We start from the raw sequence: 14,414 nt of genomic DNA on the forward strand, positions 1-14,414 counted from the left end.
TCGGCTACGCCTTCGACCGCACCCTCGTGTACGGCACCGGCGGCTTCGCCTACGGCAGCGGCGGCGGCCGTGACTTCGGTTCGGGCGTGTCCCGCAACGACTTCCAGACCGGCTGGGCCGCCGGCGCCGGCGTCGAGTACGCCCTGCCGACCGACTCGTTCCTGAACTTCTTCCGCTCCTCGGCCGTGACGCTGAAGGTGGAAGGCCTGTACGTGAACCTCGACCAGAACGGCCGCAACAACGGCGCGTTCGCGACCAACTCGACCGGCACCGTGACCCTGACCTCGCCGGGCGTGACCGTCGTGCAGAGCGGCCTGAACCGCAACAACAGCACCGAGTTCGCTGTCGTGCGCGCCGGCCTGAACTACAAGTTCGGCTCGTACTAGGACCTTCGGGACCGGACGCGGCCCGCGACCCGGGCGGCAGACGGTCCCGATCCTCGACCCGATACAGAGAAGCCCGGCCGAAAGGCCGGGCTTCTTGCATTTCGGAAGGCCGTCCAGCCCGGCGAAACGAAGCTGTGCCTCACGGCGAAGTTTTCCGCGTGGCCCCTGACAAAGCGCCGCGTCTTCCCCATCTTCTGTGGATCCAGGCGGCGCGAGACGCCTCCTGTTCGACCCGAGGAGGACGACTCCATGAACAGCGAAGAACGCGACGTCATCTCCGGCATCTTCCAGCGCCTGGAGCAGGCCTCGAGCCAGCCCCGCGACGCCGATGCCGAGCGCTTCATTGCCGACAAGCTCCGGGCCCAGCCCTACGCGCCGTACGCGATGGCACAGCTCATCTACGTGCAGGAAGAGGCGATCAAGAGCCTGAACCAGCAGCTCGAGCAGGCCCGCCAGCAGCAGGCGCAGCCGCAAGGCTCGAGCGGCGGCTTTTTATCGAGCATCTTCGGCGGCGGCTCGCAGCGCCAGGATCCGCAGCCGCAACAGCGGGCCGGCGGCGCCTGGGGCAACCAGGGCGGCGCGCCGCAGGGAAACCCTCAGCAAGGCTATCCTCAGCAAGGCTACCCGCAACAGGGTTATCCGCAGGGCGGCCCGCAGCAAGGCGGACCTTGGGGCGGCCAGCAGCAGGCGCCCGCCCGCGGCGGCGGCTTCATGGCGACGGCCTTGCCGATGGCGGCGGGCGCGGCCGGCGGCATGCTGCTTGGTAGCGCCTTGTCGAACGCCTTCGCCGGCGGCCATTCGAGCCTCGGCAGCGCCTCGGCGGCCGGCCTTGGTGGCGGCACCACCATCGAGAACAACTATTTCGGCGCGGATGCCGGCGGCACCCAGGATTTCGGTGCGCCGCTCGGCGCCGGTAGCGACGCGGCCTTCGATGGCGGCAACGACGACTTCGCTGGCGACCTCGGCGGCGGCGACGACAGCGACTGGGCCTGATCGAAACCGGCGAAGCGGGCACGCACATTCGGGCTCGACGTCCGCTTCGCCGCCGATCCGTCGTAATGCAAAAAGGGCTCGGGACCGCCTTTCGAGGCGGCCCCGAGCCCTTTGTCTTTCCGTCTCGCCTACATCACCTCGACGCGCGTTCCCACCGGCACCCGTTCGTAGAGATCGACCACGTCGTCGTTCATCATCCGGATGCAGCCGGACGACACGTTCTGGCCGATCGTGTGCGGCTCGTTGGTGCCGTGGATGCGATAGAGCGACGAGCCGAGGTAGAGTGCCCGGGCCCCGAGCGGATTGCCCGGACCGCCCTCCATGTGGCGCGGCAGGTCCGGCCGGCGGGCCAGCATCTCCGCGGGCGGCGTCCAGTCCGGCCACTCGGCCTTGCGGCTGATCGTCTTGAGGCCGGACCAGGCGAAGCCGGGGCGTCCGACGCCGATGCCGTAGCGCATCGCCCGGCCGCCGGGCTGGACGAGGTAGAGGAACTTCGAGGGCGTATCGATCACGATCGTTCCCGGCCGCTGATGGCCGGGGAACGCGACCTCCTGCCGGGCGTAGCGCGGATCTGGGGCACGGGCGATCCGGTCGGCCTCGGGGGGCGGGCCGCCCTGGACGGGCAACGCGGCGTAAGCGGGCGAGGCGTAGGCCGGTGCGGCACCGCCATAGGGCTCGATCGGGTCGCCGGAGCGCATCGCGGAGCCGTAAGCTGCCGCCTGGTACCCGGAGCGCGCAGAAGCGGAGCGGGCGCCTCCGTAGGACCCGCCGCGCGATCCACCACGGGCGCCGACATCGCCGGTGAACAGGTACTCGATCAGGCCGCCGCCGTATCCCTCATCCTCCGAATAGCGCGCCTGCGCTTGCGCTGCACCCGACCACACGGACGCGACCAGCGCCGCCCCCACGCACCAACTCGCCCGCATCACCGCACTCCTGCGCCGCGGTCTGGCTCGGTGCCGCCCGCTATGGTGCACAACGTCGGACCGGGATGCGCGACATCCGGTGAAGGAACGTGGTGAATCGAAGCCAGCGGCTCCGCAGGGGCTCGGTCGTCTCGAAGCAGCGTGAATCGAGCGTGAATCTGTCGCGAACACGAGCGATCTTCAGCAAACCGCAACCCTTATCGGTTTCAGATCAGGTTCGGATTTCCAAGACCACCGGTTCGAGCCGATGAATCAGAAGCGTTACCGCATCGAGGACAGCCTGGGCCTGGCGCCGGCCGTGGTGATGGCGCCGAGCGCCCAGCCCATGGCGGGGGGCGCCAACCTCGACGAGATCCTGTCCGCGATCCAGGACCTGCGCCGCATCACCCAATCGAGCGCCGGCGAGACCATCGATGCGTGCCGCCGCGAGCTGAGCGAAGCCTTCGCGATGCGGTCCGAGCTCGACGTGATGAAGGCGGCGATCACCAACACGCGCGACGAGATCGCGGCGCTCTATCATTCCGAGAGCAACGGCAAGGGGATGCGCCGGGCGGCCGACGAGCTCGGCGCCGTGGTCGGCTCGACCGAGCGCGCCACCTCGACGCTGCTCACCGCGTTGGAGGACATCGAGGCGAACGCCAACATCTTGCGGGCCGGCAACCTCGGCAAGGGCGGCCAGGACAAGGTCGACGTCATCCTTGACCGCGTCATCGTCGCCTACGAGGCCTGCAACTTCCAGGACCTGACCGGCCAGCGCATCAGCAAGATCGTCAACGTGATGAGCTTCGTCGAATCGCATCTCGACCGGATGATCTCCGCCTGGAGCGGGCTCGACGGCTTCCGCGACCTGATCGACGGCGGCGTCGAGGCCGTCATCGACCCGGACGACGAGCGTTCCCTCCTGAACGGCCCGAAGCTCGACGAGGATCCGGGCCACGTCGATCAGTCGGACATCGACGCGCTGTTCGGCTGAGGCGGCACGCCTTTGCGCGTCCCGCCCCTTCCCTCCCCAGTTTTGCGGGCTTAGATCACGGCGATGAGCCGGAGAGTCCCGTCAGGTCGCACCACCGAGGATCTGCCTCCCGAGGGCTTCGACGACGAAGCCTCGGAGAACGGAGCCTTCGACGACGAGCGGGACGAGGCCGTGCCGGCGCAGGCCGACGAGGCGCCCGAGATCGACTTCGATTTCGAGCCCGGCGCCGTCGAGGCCGGCACGGAGGTGATCCGTCGGTTCTGGAGCACGCTGCCCTTGGGGCCGGGCGTCTACCGGATGTTCGATGCCAAAGGCGACGTGCTCTACGTCGGCAAGGCCAAGAACCTGAAGGCCCGTGTCGGCTCGTACGCACGGGGCCAGGCGCATTCCAACCGCATCGCCCGGATGATCTCGCAGACGGCGGCGATGGAGTTCGTCACCACTGCCACCGAGACCGAGGCGCTGCTACTCGAGGCCAACCTGATCAAACAGTTGAAGCCGCGCTTCAACGTGCTGATGCGGGACGACAAGTCGTTCCCCTATATCCTCGTCACCGCCGACGGGCCGGCGCCGCAGATTGTCAAGCATCGCGGCGCGCGCCGCCGCAAGGGCAGCTATTACGGGCCGTTCGCCAGCGTCTGGGCGGTGAACCGCACCGTGAACGCCCTGCAGCGCGCCTTCCTGCTGCGCACCTGCACCGACAGCTATTACGAGAACCGTACCCGGCCCTGCCTGCTGTTCCAGATCAAGCGCTGCTCCGGCCCCTGCACCGGCGAGATCGCGCTGGAGGACTATGCCGGCATGGCCGACTCGGCCAAGAACTTCCTCGCCGGCAAGTCCAACGCGGTGAAGGACCGGATGCGCCTGGAGATGCAGACCGCCTCCGACGCGATGGAGTTCGAGCGCGCCGCCCGCTTCCGCGACCGGATCAGTGCGCTCTCGGCGATTCAAGGCGTTCAGGGTGTCAACACGCAAGGGGTCGAGGAGGCGGACGTGTTCGCCCTCGACGAGCAGGCCGGGCAGTTTTGCATCGAGGTGTTCTTCTTCCGCAACTTCCAGAACTGGGGTAACCGCGCCTATTTCCCCAAGGCCGACCGCTCGATGACGCCGGACGAGGTGCTGGGCTCGTTCATCGGCCAGTTCTACGATGCGATGCCCGCGCCGCGCCTCGTGCTGACGAGCCATGCGGTCGAGGATGTGGAACTCGTCGCCGCGGCTTTGTCCAGCCAGGTCGCCTACCGGGTCGAGCTGCACCAGCCGCAGCGCGGCGAGCGCAAGGCGCTGGTCGAGTACGCCCAGCGCAACGCCAAGGAGGCCCTCGGCCGGCGCCTCGCCGACACCGCCTCGCAGGGCAAGCTCCTGGTCGCGCTGGGGCAGGCCTTCACCCTCGACCGCACGCCGCGCCGGATCGAGGTCTACGACAACTCGCACATCATGGGCACCAACGCCGTCGGCGGCATGGTGGTCGCGGGGCCCTCGGGCTTCATGAAGACGCATTACCGCACCTTCAACATCAAGTCCGAGGAGCTGACGCCCGGCGACGATTACGGGATGATGCGCGAGGTGCTGCAGCGCCGCTTCAAGCGCCTGGTGAAGGAGGCGCCGCGCACCCCCGCGCAGGCCGCGGTCGCGGCGAGCGAGGGCGGCGCGCCGGAGCCGGCGCCCGAACCGCCCGAGGAGGCCGACGCGTTCCCAGCCTGGCCCGACCTCGTGCTCGTCGACGGCGGCAAGGGCCAGCTCGACGCCGCACGAAAGGCCCTGGAGGAGATCGGAGTCGCCGACGTGGCGCTGGTCGGTATCGCCAAGGGGCGCGACCGCGACGCCGGCCGCGAAACCTTCTTCGTACCGGGCCGCCCGCCGTTCAAGCTGCCGCCGCGCGACCCGACCCTCTACTTCGTGCAGCGCCTGCGCGACGAGGCGCATCGCTTCGCCATCGGGACCCACCGGGCCAAGCGCAAGCGGGAGCTGGTGCGCAACCCGCTCGACGAGATCGCGGGCATCGGGCCGAGCCGCAAGCGCGCGCTCCTGCACCAGTTCGGCACCGTGAAGGCGATCGAGCGGGCGGCCTACGAGGACCTCGCCAAGACGCCCGGCGTCAACGCCGCTACCGCGCGCGCCGTCTACGACTTCTTCCATGCGGGGGGCTGAGGCATGAGCGGAGCGGGAGGCTGAGAATGAGCGATCGCATCGGGGATTCGTCGGAACGGTTGACGCTCGCGCAGGCGCATGATTTCACCGGCCCGATGAACGCCGTCCTCCCCCGACGCCGGTCGCAGGCTTGGACGCTCGCGAACTGCCTGACCTACGGCCGCCTGGTCGCCGTCCCTGTGATGGTCGCGCTGCTGTTCTGGCCGGACTCGACCGCGATGCGCTTCACAGCCTTCGCGGTCTTCGTGCTCGCCGCGATCACCGACTACCTCGACGGCTACGTCGCCCGCGCCTACGCGCAGAGCTCGGCGCTCGGGCGCATGCTCGATCCGATCGCCGACAAGCTGCTGGTGGCCGCCTGCCTGCTGATGCTGGTGGCCGACCGCACCATCGTCGGCTCCTCCGTCTGGGCAGCGATCGTGATCCTGTGCCGCGAGGTGCTGGTCTCCGGGCTTCGCGAATACCTCGCCGAGCTGAAGGTTGGCGTGCCGGTGAGCAAGGTCGCCAAGTGGAAGACCACGGTGCAGCTCGTGGCTTTGGGTTTCCTTGTCGCGGGACCGGCGGGCGAGACGATCCTGCCCGGCACCGAGCGGATCGGCCTCGTCCTGCTCTGGCTCGCCGCCGCCCTGACGCTCTGGACCGGCTGGGACTACATGCGCGCGGGCATCAAGCACGTCATCGACGATCCGCGATAAGATCCCCAAATAAGGTGCTAGTCCCTTCTCCCAGGGGGAGAGGGGGCAGCTCGGCGCCCGTCCCGCTGGGGCCGGCGTCGGACCAGGAAACCGAACCATGAAGCTCGTCTATTTCGCCTGGGTCCGCGAGCGCGTCGGGCGCCCCGAGGAGACCGTGACGCCGCCGGCCGAGGTGGCGACGGTGGGGGACCTCATCGGCTGGCTGAAGGGGCGCGGCGAGGAATATGCCTACGCCTTCGAGAAGGACGGCGTGGTCCGCGCCGCGATCGACAAGGTGCACGCTAAGCCCGACGCCGCGATCGTGGGCGCCCGGGAGATCGCGTTCTTCCCGCCGATGACCGGCGGTTAGGCTCGCCGCAGGGCCAGGGACGCGATTAGCGCCGCGCCGAGCAGCGTCGCCGCCACCGGCGTCGCCGAGGCGTCGTGCCAGGCGGCGACGACCAGGGTGAAGCCGGCGCCGAAGGCCATCTGCAGGAAGCCGTAGAGGCTGGAGGCGGAGCCGGCCGCATGCGGGTCGACGTTCATCAGCCCGGCGACCGCGTTGGGGCCGAGCAGCCCGACGCCGACCGCGTACAGCACGAGCGGCGCGATCAGGCTCGTCACCGGGAGCCCGCCCGCCTGGTCGATCGCGAGCAGCGAGGCGGCGCCCGCGAGGCACAGCCAGTTCCCGCTGCGGGCTGCCCGCAGGATCGGGACGCGGCCGGCGAGCCGGCTCGCCAGGGTCGCGCCTGCGACCATGCCGAACACCACGATCAGGCAATCGAGCCCGACCTCCTGCGTCGAGCGCCCGAGGCGATCGACCAGGAGGAACGGCGCCACCGCCAGGAAGGCGTAGAGGCTGGTCCCAGCACACGACCCGGCCATGACGTAGGCGCGGAAGGTCGGGTTCCGCAGCAGCCGAAGATAGCCGGCGGCCATCGCCCCGATTCCCGGCAGTGGCGTCTTGTGGCGGTTGGTCTCGGGCAGCAGCACGAGGACGAGGATGCCGAGCACAGCGACGAGGGCGGCGAGCGCGACGAACACCGCCCGCCAGCCGAAGGCATCCGAGATCAAGCCGCCCAGGCCCGGGGCCAGGGCCGGCGTCAGCGTCATCGCGAGCGTCAGGATCGCGAGCTTGCGCGTGGCGTCGGCGCTGGTCGAGACGTCGCGCACCATCGCCCGGCCGATTACCAGCGACCCGCAGGCCCCGAGCGATTGCAGGATGCGCGCGACGACGAGGACGCCGATGCTTTGCGCCGGGATCGCAAGGAGCAGCCCGAGCAGGTAGAGCGACAGGCCGCCGAGCAGCACCGGCCGGCGGCCGAACCGGTCGGAGAGCGGTCCGTAAACGAGCTGCCCGCCCGCGAGCCCGACGAGGTAGAGGGTGATGGTCAGCTGCGCCGCCGCCGGCGTCGTCCCGAGGTCGGCTGCCGCCGCCGCAAGCGCCGGCACGAAGACGTGCAGGGCCACGGTCCTGGTCATCGTCACCGCGACGAGGAGCGGCAGCGGGGCCTTCTTCTCAGGGGGCGATGGGGGCCGTCGATCGCGCAAAGGCGAGCGTCCCCGGTTGCGGCGTTTCCCGACGCCTGGGTCAGGCCGTTACTGCGAGCGGGCCCGGTCGACCACGGCGCGGGCCGCGGCGAAGGCCTCGTCGGCGTCGAGATGGGTGGTGTCGAGCCGCACCGCGTCGTCGGCCGCCTTGAGCGGGGCCGTGCTCCGCGCCGCGTCCCGGGCGTCGCGCGCCTCGATGTCGGCGAGGATGGCGGCCAGCGTCGTCGTCTCGCCCCGGCGTTCCAGCTCTCGATGGCGGCGGCGGGCACGCTCGGTTGCGTCGGCCGTGATGAACAGTTTGACCCGCGCGTCCGGGCACACCACCGTGCCGATGTCGCGCCCGTCGAGCACCGCGCCGGCGCTGGTGCCGGCGAAGCGCTGCTGCCAGGCCAGCAACGCCGCGCGCACGGCCGGCACCGCCGAGATGCGCGAGGCCGCCTCCCCCATCGCCCGGTCGCGGAGGCGCGGGTCGGCGAGGCGGTCGGCGATCAGGCTCTCGGCGGCCCGGGCCGCCGCGGCTTCGTCGTCGAGGGAGGCGCCGGCGTCGAGCAAAGTCAGCGCGACGCCGCGATAGAGCAGGCCGGTGTCGAGGTGGGGCAGGCCGTAGTGCCGTGCGAGGCGCTGGGCGAGCGTGCCCTTGCCGGAGGCGGCCGGGCCGTCGATGGCGATGACCATGGCATTCGGGTTCTCGGGCACCGGGTTACGCCCCGATCCCGGCGCCGAGCGCCTGCATCGTCGGCAGGAAGCTCGGGAAGCTCGTGGCGATCATCGCGCCGTCGTCGATGGTGACCGGCTTGGCGGTGGCCAGCCCCATCACCAGGAACGCCATGGCGATGCGATGGTCGAGATGGGTCGCGACCGTGCCGCCGCCCGCTGGCGCGGTGCCGTCGCCGTGGACGATCAGGTCGTCGCCCTGGATCAGGTGGGCGACGCCGTTGGCCTTGAGGCCGGCGGCCACCGCGGCGAGCCTGTCCGATTCCTTTACCCGCAACTCGTGCAGTCCGTGCATCCGCGTTGTGCCCTCGGCGAACGCCGCGGCGACCGCGAGCACCGGGTACTCGTCGATCATCGCCGGCGCCCGCTCGGCCGGCACGTCGACGCCCCTGAGCCGGCTCGCACGGACGCGCAGGTCGGCGACGGTCTCGCCGCCCTCCTCGCGCTCGCGCAGGCGCTCGATGTCGGCGCCCATCTCGATGAGCGTCGTGATCAGCCCGGTGCGCAACGGGTTCATCATCACGCCCTCGATCGTGACCTCCGAGCCCGGCACGATCAGCGCGGCCACCAGCGGGAAGGCAGCCGAGGACGGGTCGGCCGGCACCACCACATCGGTGCCGCGCAGCGTCGGCTGGCCGGTCAGCGTGATCGCGCGGCCGTGGCCGTCGGGCCCGTGTGGGACCACGGAGACTTCGGCGCCGAACAGGCGCAGCATCCGCTCGGTGTGGTCGCGGGTGGCCGCGGCCTCGATGACGGTGGTGGCTCCAGGGGCATTGAGGCCGGCGAGCAGCACCGCGGACTTGATCTGCGCCGAGGCCGCCGGCGTCTCGTAGCTGATCGGGATCGCCTCGCGCGGGCCGCGCAACGTCAGCGGCACGCGGCCGCCCTCCGCCTCGGCCAGCACCTGTGTGCCCATGAGCCGGAGCGGATCGAGGATGCGGCGCATCGGCCGGCTGCGCAGGGAGGCGTCGCCGTCGAAGGTCGCGGTGACCGGCTGGCCGCCGACCACGCCCATCATCAGGCGCGAGCCGGTGCCGGCATTGCCGAAATCGAGGGTCTCGGCCGGATCGGACAGGCCGCCGACGCCGACGCCGCGGACGACCCAGCGCCCCTCGCCCAGGCGCTCCATTGAGGCGCCGAGCGCGCGGGCGCTGGCGGCGGTGCGCAGCACGTCGTCGCCCTCCAGCAGGCCCTCCACCCGCGTCTCGCCGATGGAAAGCAGGCCGAGGATCATCGCCCGGTGCGAGATCGATTTGTCGCCGGGCGGGCGAAGCCGCCCACGCAGGGGCGCGCCGGGCGCGGCGGTCAGCGGGGTCGGCTCGGAATCGTGCGACACGGGCGGTCAACTTCGCGAGGGCATCCGGGCCGAGGCCTGGGGATCGCCGGAAGGCGCTGGGGCGCCGAAAGCCGTCGCGACGCCGGGGCGTCGTGCGGGAACATGGGGCGGTCGGTTATCACGCGCGCCGCGATCCGTCATCCGAGGCGCAGCTCGATCCGGTGTCCAGTGAGGCTCAGGCGCGCACCGAATGTCGCCGACGAACGACCCAAGTTCATTTTTCGGCAAAAAGGGGGTTGAGTCCGATCCGACGCCCGCCTATAGAACCGCCCTCGCCGGACGGCATCGCCGGGCCAGCGAGACACCAGCGCGGACCTCCAGAGCCGCGGTGGAAGAGAGTGGGGCCTTAGCTCAGCTGGGAGAGCGCTTCCATGGCATGGAAGAGGTCATCGGTTCGATCCCGTTAGGCTCCACCACTCTCCCTTTCCAACTCAAATTGCTTCGATAGGCACCCCGTAAAGGTGCGCTCCGTGTTTTAGCAAAAACGGGCGCTCGCATCGTGTCTCGCACGCGCGGCGGCTCTTTTCAGGCTGCTCCTACGCGTCAGCTTTCCTGCATCGGATCACCCTCGGCGCTTGCGCGCGGCTGGCCATTTGCGTTCACCCTGATCGGTCGCGGTGAAATTCTTCCTGGCTCCGCGAGGAACCGATTCGTTCTCCGCGCCCTTCACGACTCAACCAATGGTTGTTTATGAGGTCGTGATGGTTGCGATCGTGATTGCGGCTTTGTTCGGCGCAGGCGCGTCAACGCTGTTGCTGGCGAAATTCGGCTTGCTGACCGCACTCCTGGCGATCCCCATCGGTGGAAGCGCTGCCGGCATGGCGGCCGCATTGGGCTTGGCCGTGGCGCGGGATCGGCACTTTCGGGGCCGGACGTGCGAACCTCGTGTGGCGGTGCGCGCCTTCCCCGTCGCTCGTTGACCCGACGCCTCCGTCGCCCGTGCTTCAGCCGTGCCTGTCCAGGAACTGTGCGAGGTAGGCCCCAGCTGCATCCGGCCGTTCCACGGCGAGGAGATGGGCGGCCTGCGGCAGGATCACGAGCTCCGCCTGACGGATGCCCTGGCAGATCTCTTCGGCCATCGCAGGCGGGGTGGCCGGGTCGTCTCGTCCTGCGACGACCAGCGTCGGGGCGGTGATCGCCGGGAGCCTCGGGCGCAGGTCCATCCGGCCGATCGCGCCGCAGCAGACCGCGTATCCGACGGCGTCGCAGGCCGTGAACGCGTGACGAATCGGCTCGACCACGTCCGGATGCCGCTCGGGAAAGCCCGGCGTGAACCAACGGCCGAGCGTCGCCTCGACGATCGCCCCGGTGCCCTCCGCCCGCACCGTCGCGGCGCGGGCGTTCCAGCTCGCCTCGCTCGGCATGTGGGCGGCGGTCGCCATCAGGGTTAGGCTCGCCACGCGGTCGGGCGCGGCGCTCGCCAGCGCCTGCATCGTCATGCCGCCGAGCGACAGGCCGACGGCGTGGATGCGGGCGATGCCGAGCGTGTCGAGCAACGCGAGAAGGTCGCCGGCGAGGTCGTCGATCTCGGCCGGTGCGTCCTGGGTCGCCGAGCCGCCGTGGCCGCGGGTGTCGTAGCGCAGGATGCGGTAGCGGTCGGAGAGGCGCGGCATCAGCGCGTCCCACATGGCCAGCGTCGTCCCGAGCGAATTCGAGAATGCCACCACCGGCGCGTCCTCCGGGCCGGAGAGAGTGTGGTGCAGGGAAGCGGGCGCCATGGTCAGGCCGCGAGCCCAAGGACTGCGCGCGCCTCGGCCGGGTTCGCCACTCGGCGGCCGTGACGGCGCACCGCCTCGGCCGCGAGCCCGACGAGCTCGGCGTTGCTCGCGGCAAGCCGATCTTTCGTGATCCGGATGTTGTCCTCGAGGCCGGTGCGGACCGCGTCGGCGCCGCGTGCCAGCGCCCACTCCATCACGATCGCCTGGTTGCGCCCGATGCCGGCGGCGGTCCAGGTCGCCCCGGGCAGGATGCGCCGGCTCTCGGCGAGCAGGATGTCGAGCAGGTGCTCGTCGGCCGGCATCGCGTTCTGCACGCCCATCACGAACTGCACGTGCGGACGCGCGTCGATCAGGCCGGCCTCGACGAGGCGCCGAGCGCCGTGGAGGTGCGACAGGTCGAAGATCTCGATCTCGGGCCGCACGCCGTATCGCTTCATTTGCGTGGCGAGATCGGTGACCAGGGTGGCTGCGTTCTCGTAGACGATCGTCGGGAAGTTGACCGATCCGGTCGAGAGCGAGGCCATGTCCGGCCGGTGCTGCAGCGAGAGCCCGCGGCTCGCCGGGTCGCGTCCCCGCCCGCCGGTGGAGAACTGCACCACGAGGCCGGGGCAATGCTTGCGCAGGCCCTCCTGCACGGCGGCGAAGCGATCGGGGTCTGAGGACGGGGTCTCGTCGTCGTTGCGCACGTGAATGTGCGCCAGCGTCGCCCCCGCCTCGTAGGCCTGATGCGTCGACTCGACCTGCTCGGCCACGGTCACCGGAAGCGCTGGGTTGTCCGCCTTGCGCGGCACCGAGCCGGTGATCGCCACGGCGATGACGACGGGCGCGCTGGTCTCGATCTGGCTCATGGTCCCTCCGTGGGTCGGCCGCGTCTCCGCGCGCTGCCGACGGATGTAGACCGCCGCGCCCGCGCGCAAAGCTCGCGGCGGAGACAGCGCCGCCGCTCTGTCCGCACCGGCGTGGCCCGCTTGATGCGGCGGTCGCACCGGTTCATGGGTTGCTGGTCCACGCCGCGGTCCGCAAGTCGAGCGCGAGGGACCGCGAGCCGCGTGCGATGGAGGATGTCATGAGCCGTCTCGTCACCGTGCTGAACGGTCCGAACCTGAACCTCCTCGGCCGGCGCCAGCCGGAGATCTACGGCCATGAGACCCTGGCCGACATCGAGGCCGCCTGCCGGGCGCTCGCCGACGAGCTCGGGCTCGGGCTGCAGTTCCACCAATCGAACCACGAGGGCGAGCTGATCGATTGGATCCACGCGGCGCGGGACGAGGCCGCCGGCATCGTCATCAACCCGGCCGCCTTCACTCACACCTCGGTGGCGTTGCTCGACGCGCTCAACGCCTTCGACGGGCCGGTGATCGAGGTGCACATCTCGAACGTCCACAAGCGCGAAACCTTCCGGCACCATTCCTACGTCTCGCTGCGCGCCGACGGCGTCATCGCCGGGCTCGGCACCGAGGGTTACGGGCTGGCGCTCCGCCGCGTCGCGACGCTGATCGGCCTGGCCGAGGCGGCACGCTGATCCGTGACGGCGCGGTGGACCGCGACAGGAGCGTGCACGCGGCGCATGGACGGTTCGGCCTCCGATGCCTATGGCGTTGCGCGAGCCCGCGTCCGCCGGTCCGGGTGCTCCTCCTGCTTGCGATGGCGATGTTCGGTTCGATGCGTCCCGTCTCGGCCGAACCGGTCCCGCCCGCCGAGGCGACGGCGGGGCTGGTCGCGGCCCTCCAGGCCCGCATCCTGTCCGGCCACAGCGCTACCGCGGTGCTCGAGGCGTGGTGCGCCGAGCGCGGCCTGTCGGCCGACCCGCACCTCGTCGCCCGCCGGATCTCGGGCCCCGACAAGCCCCTCGACGCGGCCCAGCGCCGGCGGCTCGGGCTCGCGCCGGACGAGCCCGTCCGCTACCGGCGGGTCCGGCTCGCCTGCGGCGTCCACGTTCTGTCGGAGGCCGACAACTGGTACGTGCCGGGCCGGCTCACGCCCGCGATGAACGCGGCTCTCGACGAGACCGACGCGCCGTTCGGCCGGGTGGTGCGCCCGCTGGAGCCGACCCGGCGCAACGTCGCGCTGCGGCCGCTGCGCGACCCCGACGCCCCTGCCCCGGGGCTGGACGACCCGCTGTTCGAGGTCGACGCGGTGCTCGCGACCGGGGCCGGCCTGCCGTTCTGCGAGGTCGCCGAGACCTATCTCGGGGCCGTGCTCGGGCGCGGGCCCTAGCGGACGCTTCCGCGGCTTGCGGGAGCGCGGTGCGCGCAGCTATTGCCGGGGCGATCGCCTGGACGGGCGGCACCCTCGGAGAACCCGCATGAGACCGGCAACAGTGTTCGCTCCCGCCCTCGTCGCCCTCGTCGCCCTCTGCCTCGCCGGCGGCGGCGCGCAGGCGCAGAAGGCCGCCGACCCGGCCGGGATCTGGCTGACCGAGACCGGCGATTCCAAGGTGCGGCTGTCGCGGTGCGGCGCCGGCTATTGCGGCACCATCGTCAGCACCACGGGCAAGGGCCTCGACGCCAACAACCCGGACCCGGCCCTACGCACCCGCAGCGTCGTCGGCGTGCAGATCGTCAACGCCACGAGCGCATCGGGCGACGGCTATTCCGGCACCCTCTACAATCCGAAGGATGGGAAGACCTATTCCGGCTCGCTCAAGATGACCGGCCCGAACGCGATCGAAGTTTCGGGCTGCGTGATGAGCGTGTTCTGCAAGCGCCAGACCTGGAAGCGGGTGGGCTGAAGGTTTCCGCGGTTTATCGTCTGGCGATTCAGGCTGCGTACCCTCCCCCGCACCCAAGTCGGGCTTGCCCGACTCGGGCACACAGAGTGCGGACCCGGGCAAGCCCGAGATCCGTCGGGGGGAGGCAGCGCGCGCAGGACCGGACCGATTGGCCGACAACAGGTTCGATGGACGCTTAGCCGGCGGCGGCGGCAACCGCCGCGGTGATGGCGTCGAGGGCGGCCTGTGCGCCGCCGCCCTCGGGGCCGCCGGCCTGGGCCATGT

The 14,414-nt window shown here is 70.8% G+C and carries 15 protein-coding genes, 1 tRNA gene and 1 pseudogene; 11 read left to right on the top strand and 6 right to left on the bottom strand.

All coding sequences use genetic code 11. The annotated features are described in order from the left end of the window. Nucleotides 1–386, top strand: a pseudogene (locus FV229_RS19645) (porin family protein); the annotation flags it as partial. Between the two features lie 249 nt (nucleotides 387–635). Beyond that, the gene (locus FV229_RS19650; protein WP_147753579.1) at nucleotides 636–1,379 is read left to right on the top strand and encodes a DUF2076 domain-containing protein; all 744 of its coding nucleotides are present in this window, start codon (nucleotides 636–638) and stop codon (nucleotides 1,377–1,379) included. A 128-nt stretch (nucleotides 1,380–1,507) separates the two neighbouring features. Here FV229_RS19650 and FV229_RS19655 read toward each other — a convergent pair whose 3' ends face one another. Beyond that, nucleotides 1,508–2,305 carry a L,D-transpeptidase gene (locus tag FV229_RS19655; protein WP_147753580.1) on the bottom strand — a complete coding sequence of 266 codons (798 nt, stop codon included), beginning with the start codon at nucleotides 2,303–2,305 and terminating at the stop codon, nucleotides 1,508–1,510. Between the two features lie 247 nt (nucleotides 2,306–2,552). Between FV229_RS19655 and FV229_RS19660 the strand changes: the two genes are divergently transcribed. From FV229_RS19660 to moaD, 4 genes are all read left to right on the top strand, one after another. Beyond that, entirely contained in the window at nucleotides 2,553–3,278 is a 726-nt protein-coding gene (locus tag FV229_RS19660) for a chemotaxis protein (RefSeq protein ID WP_147753581.1), read from the top strand. A 63-nt stretch (nucleotides 3,279–3,341) separates the two neighbouring features. After that, complete coding sequence (uvrC, locus tag FV229_RS19665; RefSeq protein ID WP_147753582.1) at nucleotides 3,342–5,426, top strand: excinuclease ABC subunit UvrC; 2,085 nt, start codon at nucleotides 3,342–3,344, stop codon at nucleotides 5,424–5,426. A gap of 95 nt (nucleotides 5,427–5,521) precedes the next feature. Further along, on the top strand, nucleotides 5,522–6,121 hold the full coding sequence (gene pgsA / locus FV229_RS19670; RefSeq protein ID WP_147753593.1) for a CDP-diacylglycerol--glycerol-3-phosphate 3-phosphatidyltransferase: 600 nt from the start codon (nucleotides 5,522–5,524) through the stop codon (nucleotides 6,119–6,121). A 97-nt stretch (nucleotides 6,122–6,218) separates the two neighbouring features. Beyond that, nucleotides 6,219–6,470, top strand: a complete 252-nt coding sequence (gene moaD, locus FV229_RS19675; protein ID WP_147753583.1) for a molybdopterin converting factor subunit 1 — start codon at nucleotides 6,219–6,221, stop codon at nucleotides 6,468–6,470. On the opposite strand, the gene FV229_RS19680 is transcribed toward moaD, so the two are convergent. The 3 genes from FV229_RS19680 to aroA are packed head-to-tail and all read right to left on the bottom strand — an operon-like array spanning nucleotide 6,467 to nucleotide 9,701. Next, nucleotides 6,467–7,651 (bottom strand): multidrug effflux MFS transporter, encoded by a 1,185-nt coding sequence (locus tag FV229_RS19680; RefSeq protein ID WP_281406732.1) that lies wholly within the window; start codon nucleotides 7,649–7,651, stop codon nucleotides 6,467–6,469. The genes moaD and FV229_RS19680 overlap by 4 nt on opposite strands. A 48-nt stretch (nucleotides 7,652–7,699) precedes the next feature. Next, nucleotides 7,700–8,326 carry a (d)CMP kinase gene (cmk, locus tag FV229_RS19685; protein WP_147753585.1) on the bottom strand — a complete coding sequence of 209 codons (627 nt, stop codon included), beginning with the start codon at nucleotides 8,324–8,326 and terminating at the stop codon, nucleotides 7,700–7,702. A gap of 25 nt (nucleotides 8,327–8,351) precedes the next feature. Continuing rightward, the gene (gene aroA / locus FV229_RS19690; protein ID WP_147753586.1) at nucleotides 8,352–9,701 is read right to left on the bottom strand and encodes a 3-phosphoshikimate 1-carboxyvinyltransferase; all 1,350 of its coding nucleotides are present in this window, start codon (nucleotides 9,699–9,701) and stop codon (nucleotides 8,352–8,354) included. A 340-nt stretch (nucleotides 9,702–10,041) separates the two neighbouring features. Between aroA and FV229_RS19695 the strand changes: the two genes are divergently transcribed. Continuing rightward, a tRNA-Ala gene (locus tag FV229_RS19695) sits at nucleotides 10,042–10,117 on the top strand. A gap of 201 nt (nucleotides 10,118–10,318) precedes the next feature. Beyond that, entirely contained in the window at nucleotides 10,319–10,621 is a 303-nt protein-coding gene (locus FV229_RS19700) for a hypothetical protein (protein WP_147753587.1), read from the top strand. 24 nt (nucleotides 10,622–10,645) lie between these two features. On the opposite strand, the gene pcaD is transcribed toward FV229_RS19700, so the two are convergent. After that, nucleotides 10,646–11,419, bottom strand: coding sequence for a 3-oxoadipate enol-lactonase (pcaD, locus tag FV229_RS19705; protein ID WP_147753588.1), 774 nt, complete (start codon nucleotides 11,417–11,419; stop codon nucleotides 10,646–10,648). Nucleotides 11,420–11,421: 2 nt separating this feature from the next. Further along, nucleotides 11,422–12,267, bottom strand: coding sequence for a 3-keto-5-aminohexanoate cleavage protein (locus FV229_RS19710; protein ID WP_147753589.1), 846 nt, complete (start codon nucleotides 12,265–12,267; stop codon nucleotides 11,422–11,424). Between the two features lie 218 nt (nucleotides 12,268–12,485). Between FV229_RS19710 and aroQ the strand changes: the two genes are divergently transcribed. From aroQ to FV229_RS19725, 3 genes are all read left to right on the top strand, one after another. Next, entirely contained in the window at nucleotides 12,486–12,941 is a 456-nt protein-coding gene (gene aroQ, locus FV229_RS19715) for a type II 3-dehydroquinate dehydratase (RefSeq protein WP_147753590.1), read from the top strand. 140 nt (nucleotides 12,942–13,081) lie between these two features. Next, entirely contained in the window at nucleotides 13,082–13,636 is a 555-nt protein-coding gene (locus FV229_RS19720) for a hypothetical protein (RefSeq protein ID WP_147753591.1), read from the top strand. Nucleotides 13,637–13,724: 88 nt separating this feature from the next. Then, nucleotides 13,725–14,150, top strand: a complete 426-nt coding sequence (locus FV229_RS19725) for a DUF2147 domain-containing protein (RefSeq protein ID WP_147753592.1) — start codon at nucleotides 13,725–13,727, stop codon at nucleotides 14,148–14,150. Nucleotides 14,151–14,414 lie beyond the last annotated feature (264 nt).

It is taken from the genome of Methylobacterium sp. WL120, assembly GCF_008039465.1.
Taxonomy (GTDB): domain Bacteria; phylum Pseudomonadota; class Alphaproteobacteria; order Rhizobiales; family Beijerinckiaceae; genus Methylobacterium; species Methylobacterium cerastii.

Bases quoted from the DNA above. Each gene is read 5' to 3' on its own strand.
- FV229_RS19720 (WP_147753591.1), top strand. From the start codon at position 13,082: ATGCGTCCCGTCTCGGCCGAACCGGTCCCGCCCGCCGAGGCGACGGCG.
- uvrC (WP_147753582.1), top strand. From the start codon at position 3,342: ATGAGCCGGAGAGTCCCGTCAGGTCGCACCACCGAGGATCTGCCTCCC.
- FV229_RS19725 (WP_147753592.1), top strand. From the start codon at position 13,725: ATGAGACCGGCAACAGTGTTCGCTCCCGCCCTCGTCGCCCTCGTCGCC.
- FV229_RS19710 (WP_147753589.1), bottom strand. From the start codon at position 12,267: ATGAGCCAGATCGAGACCAGCGCGCCCGTCGTCATCGCCGTGGCGATC.
- cmk (WP_147753585.1), bottom strand. From the start codon at position 8,326: ATGGTCATCGCCATCGACGGCCCGGCCGCCTCCGGCAAGGGCACGCTC.
- FV229_RS19650 (WP_147753579.1), top strand. From the start codon at position 636: ATGAACAGCGAAGAACGCGACGTCATCTCCGGCATCTTCCAGCGCCTG.
- pcaD (WP_147753588.1), bottom strand. From the start codon at position 11,419: ATGGCGCCCGCTTCCCTGCACCACACTCTCTCCGGCCCGGAGGACGCG.
- FV229_RS19660 (WP_147753581.1), top strand. From the start codon at position 2,553: ATGAATCAGAAGCGTTACCGCATCGAGGACAGCCTGGGCCTGGCGCCG.
- aroQ (WP_147753590.1), top strand. From the start codon at position 12,486: ATGAGCCGTCTCGTCACCGTGCTGAACGGTCCGAACCTGAACCTCCTC.
- moaD (WP_147753583.1), top strand. From the start codon at position 6,219: ATGAAGCTCGTCTATTTCGCCTGGGTCCGCGAGCGCGTCGGGCGCCCC.
- pgsA (WP_147753593.1), top strand. From the start codon at position 5,522: ATGAACGCCGTCCTCCCCCGACGCCGGTCGCAGGCTTGGACGCTCGCG.
- FV229_RS19655 (WP_147753580.1), bottom strand. From the start codon at position 2,305: ATGCGGGCGAGTTGGTGCGTGGGGGCGGCGCTGGTCGCGTCCGTGTGG.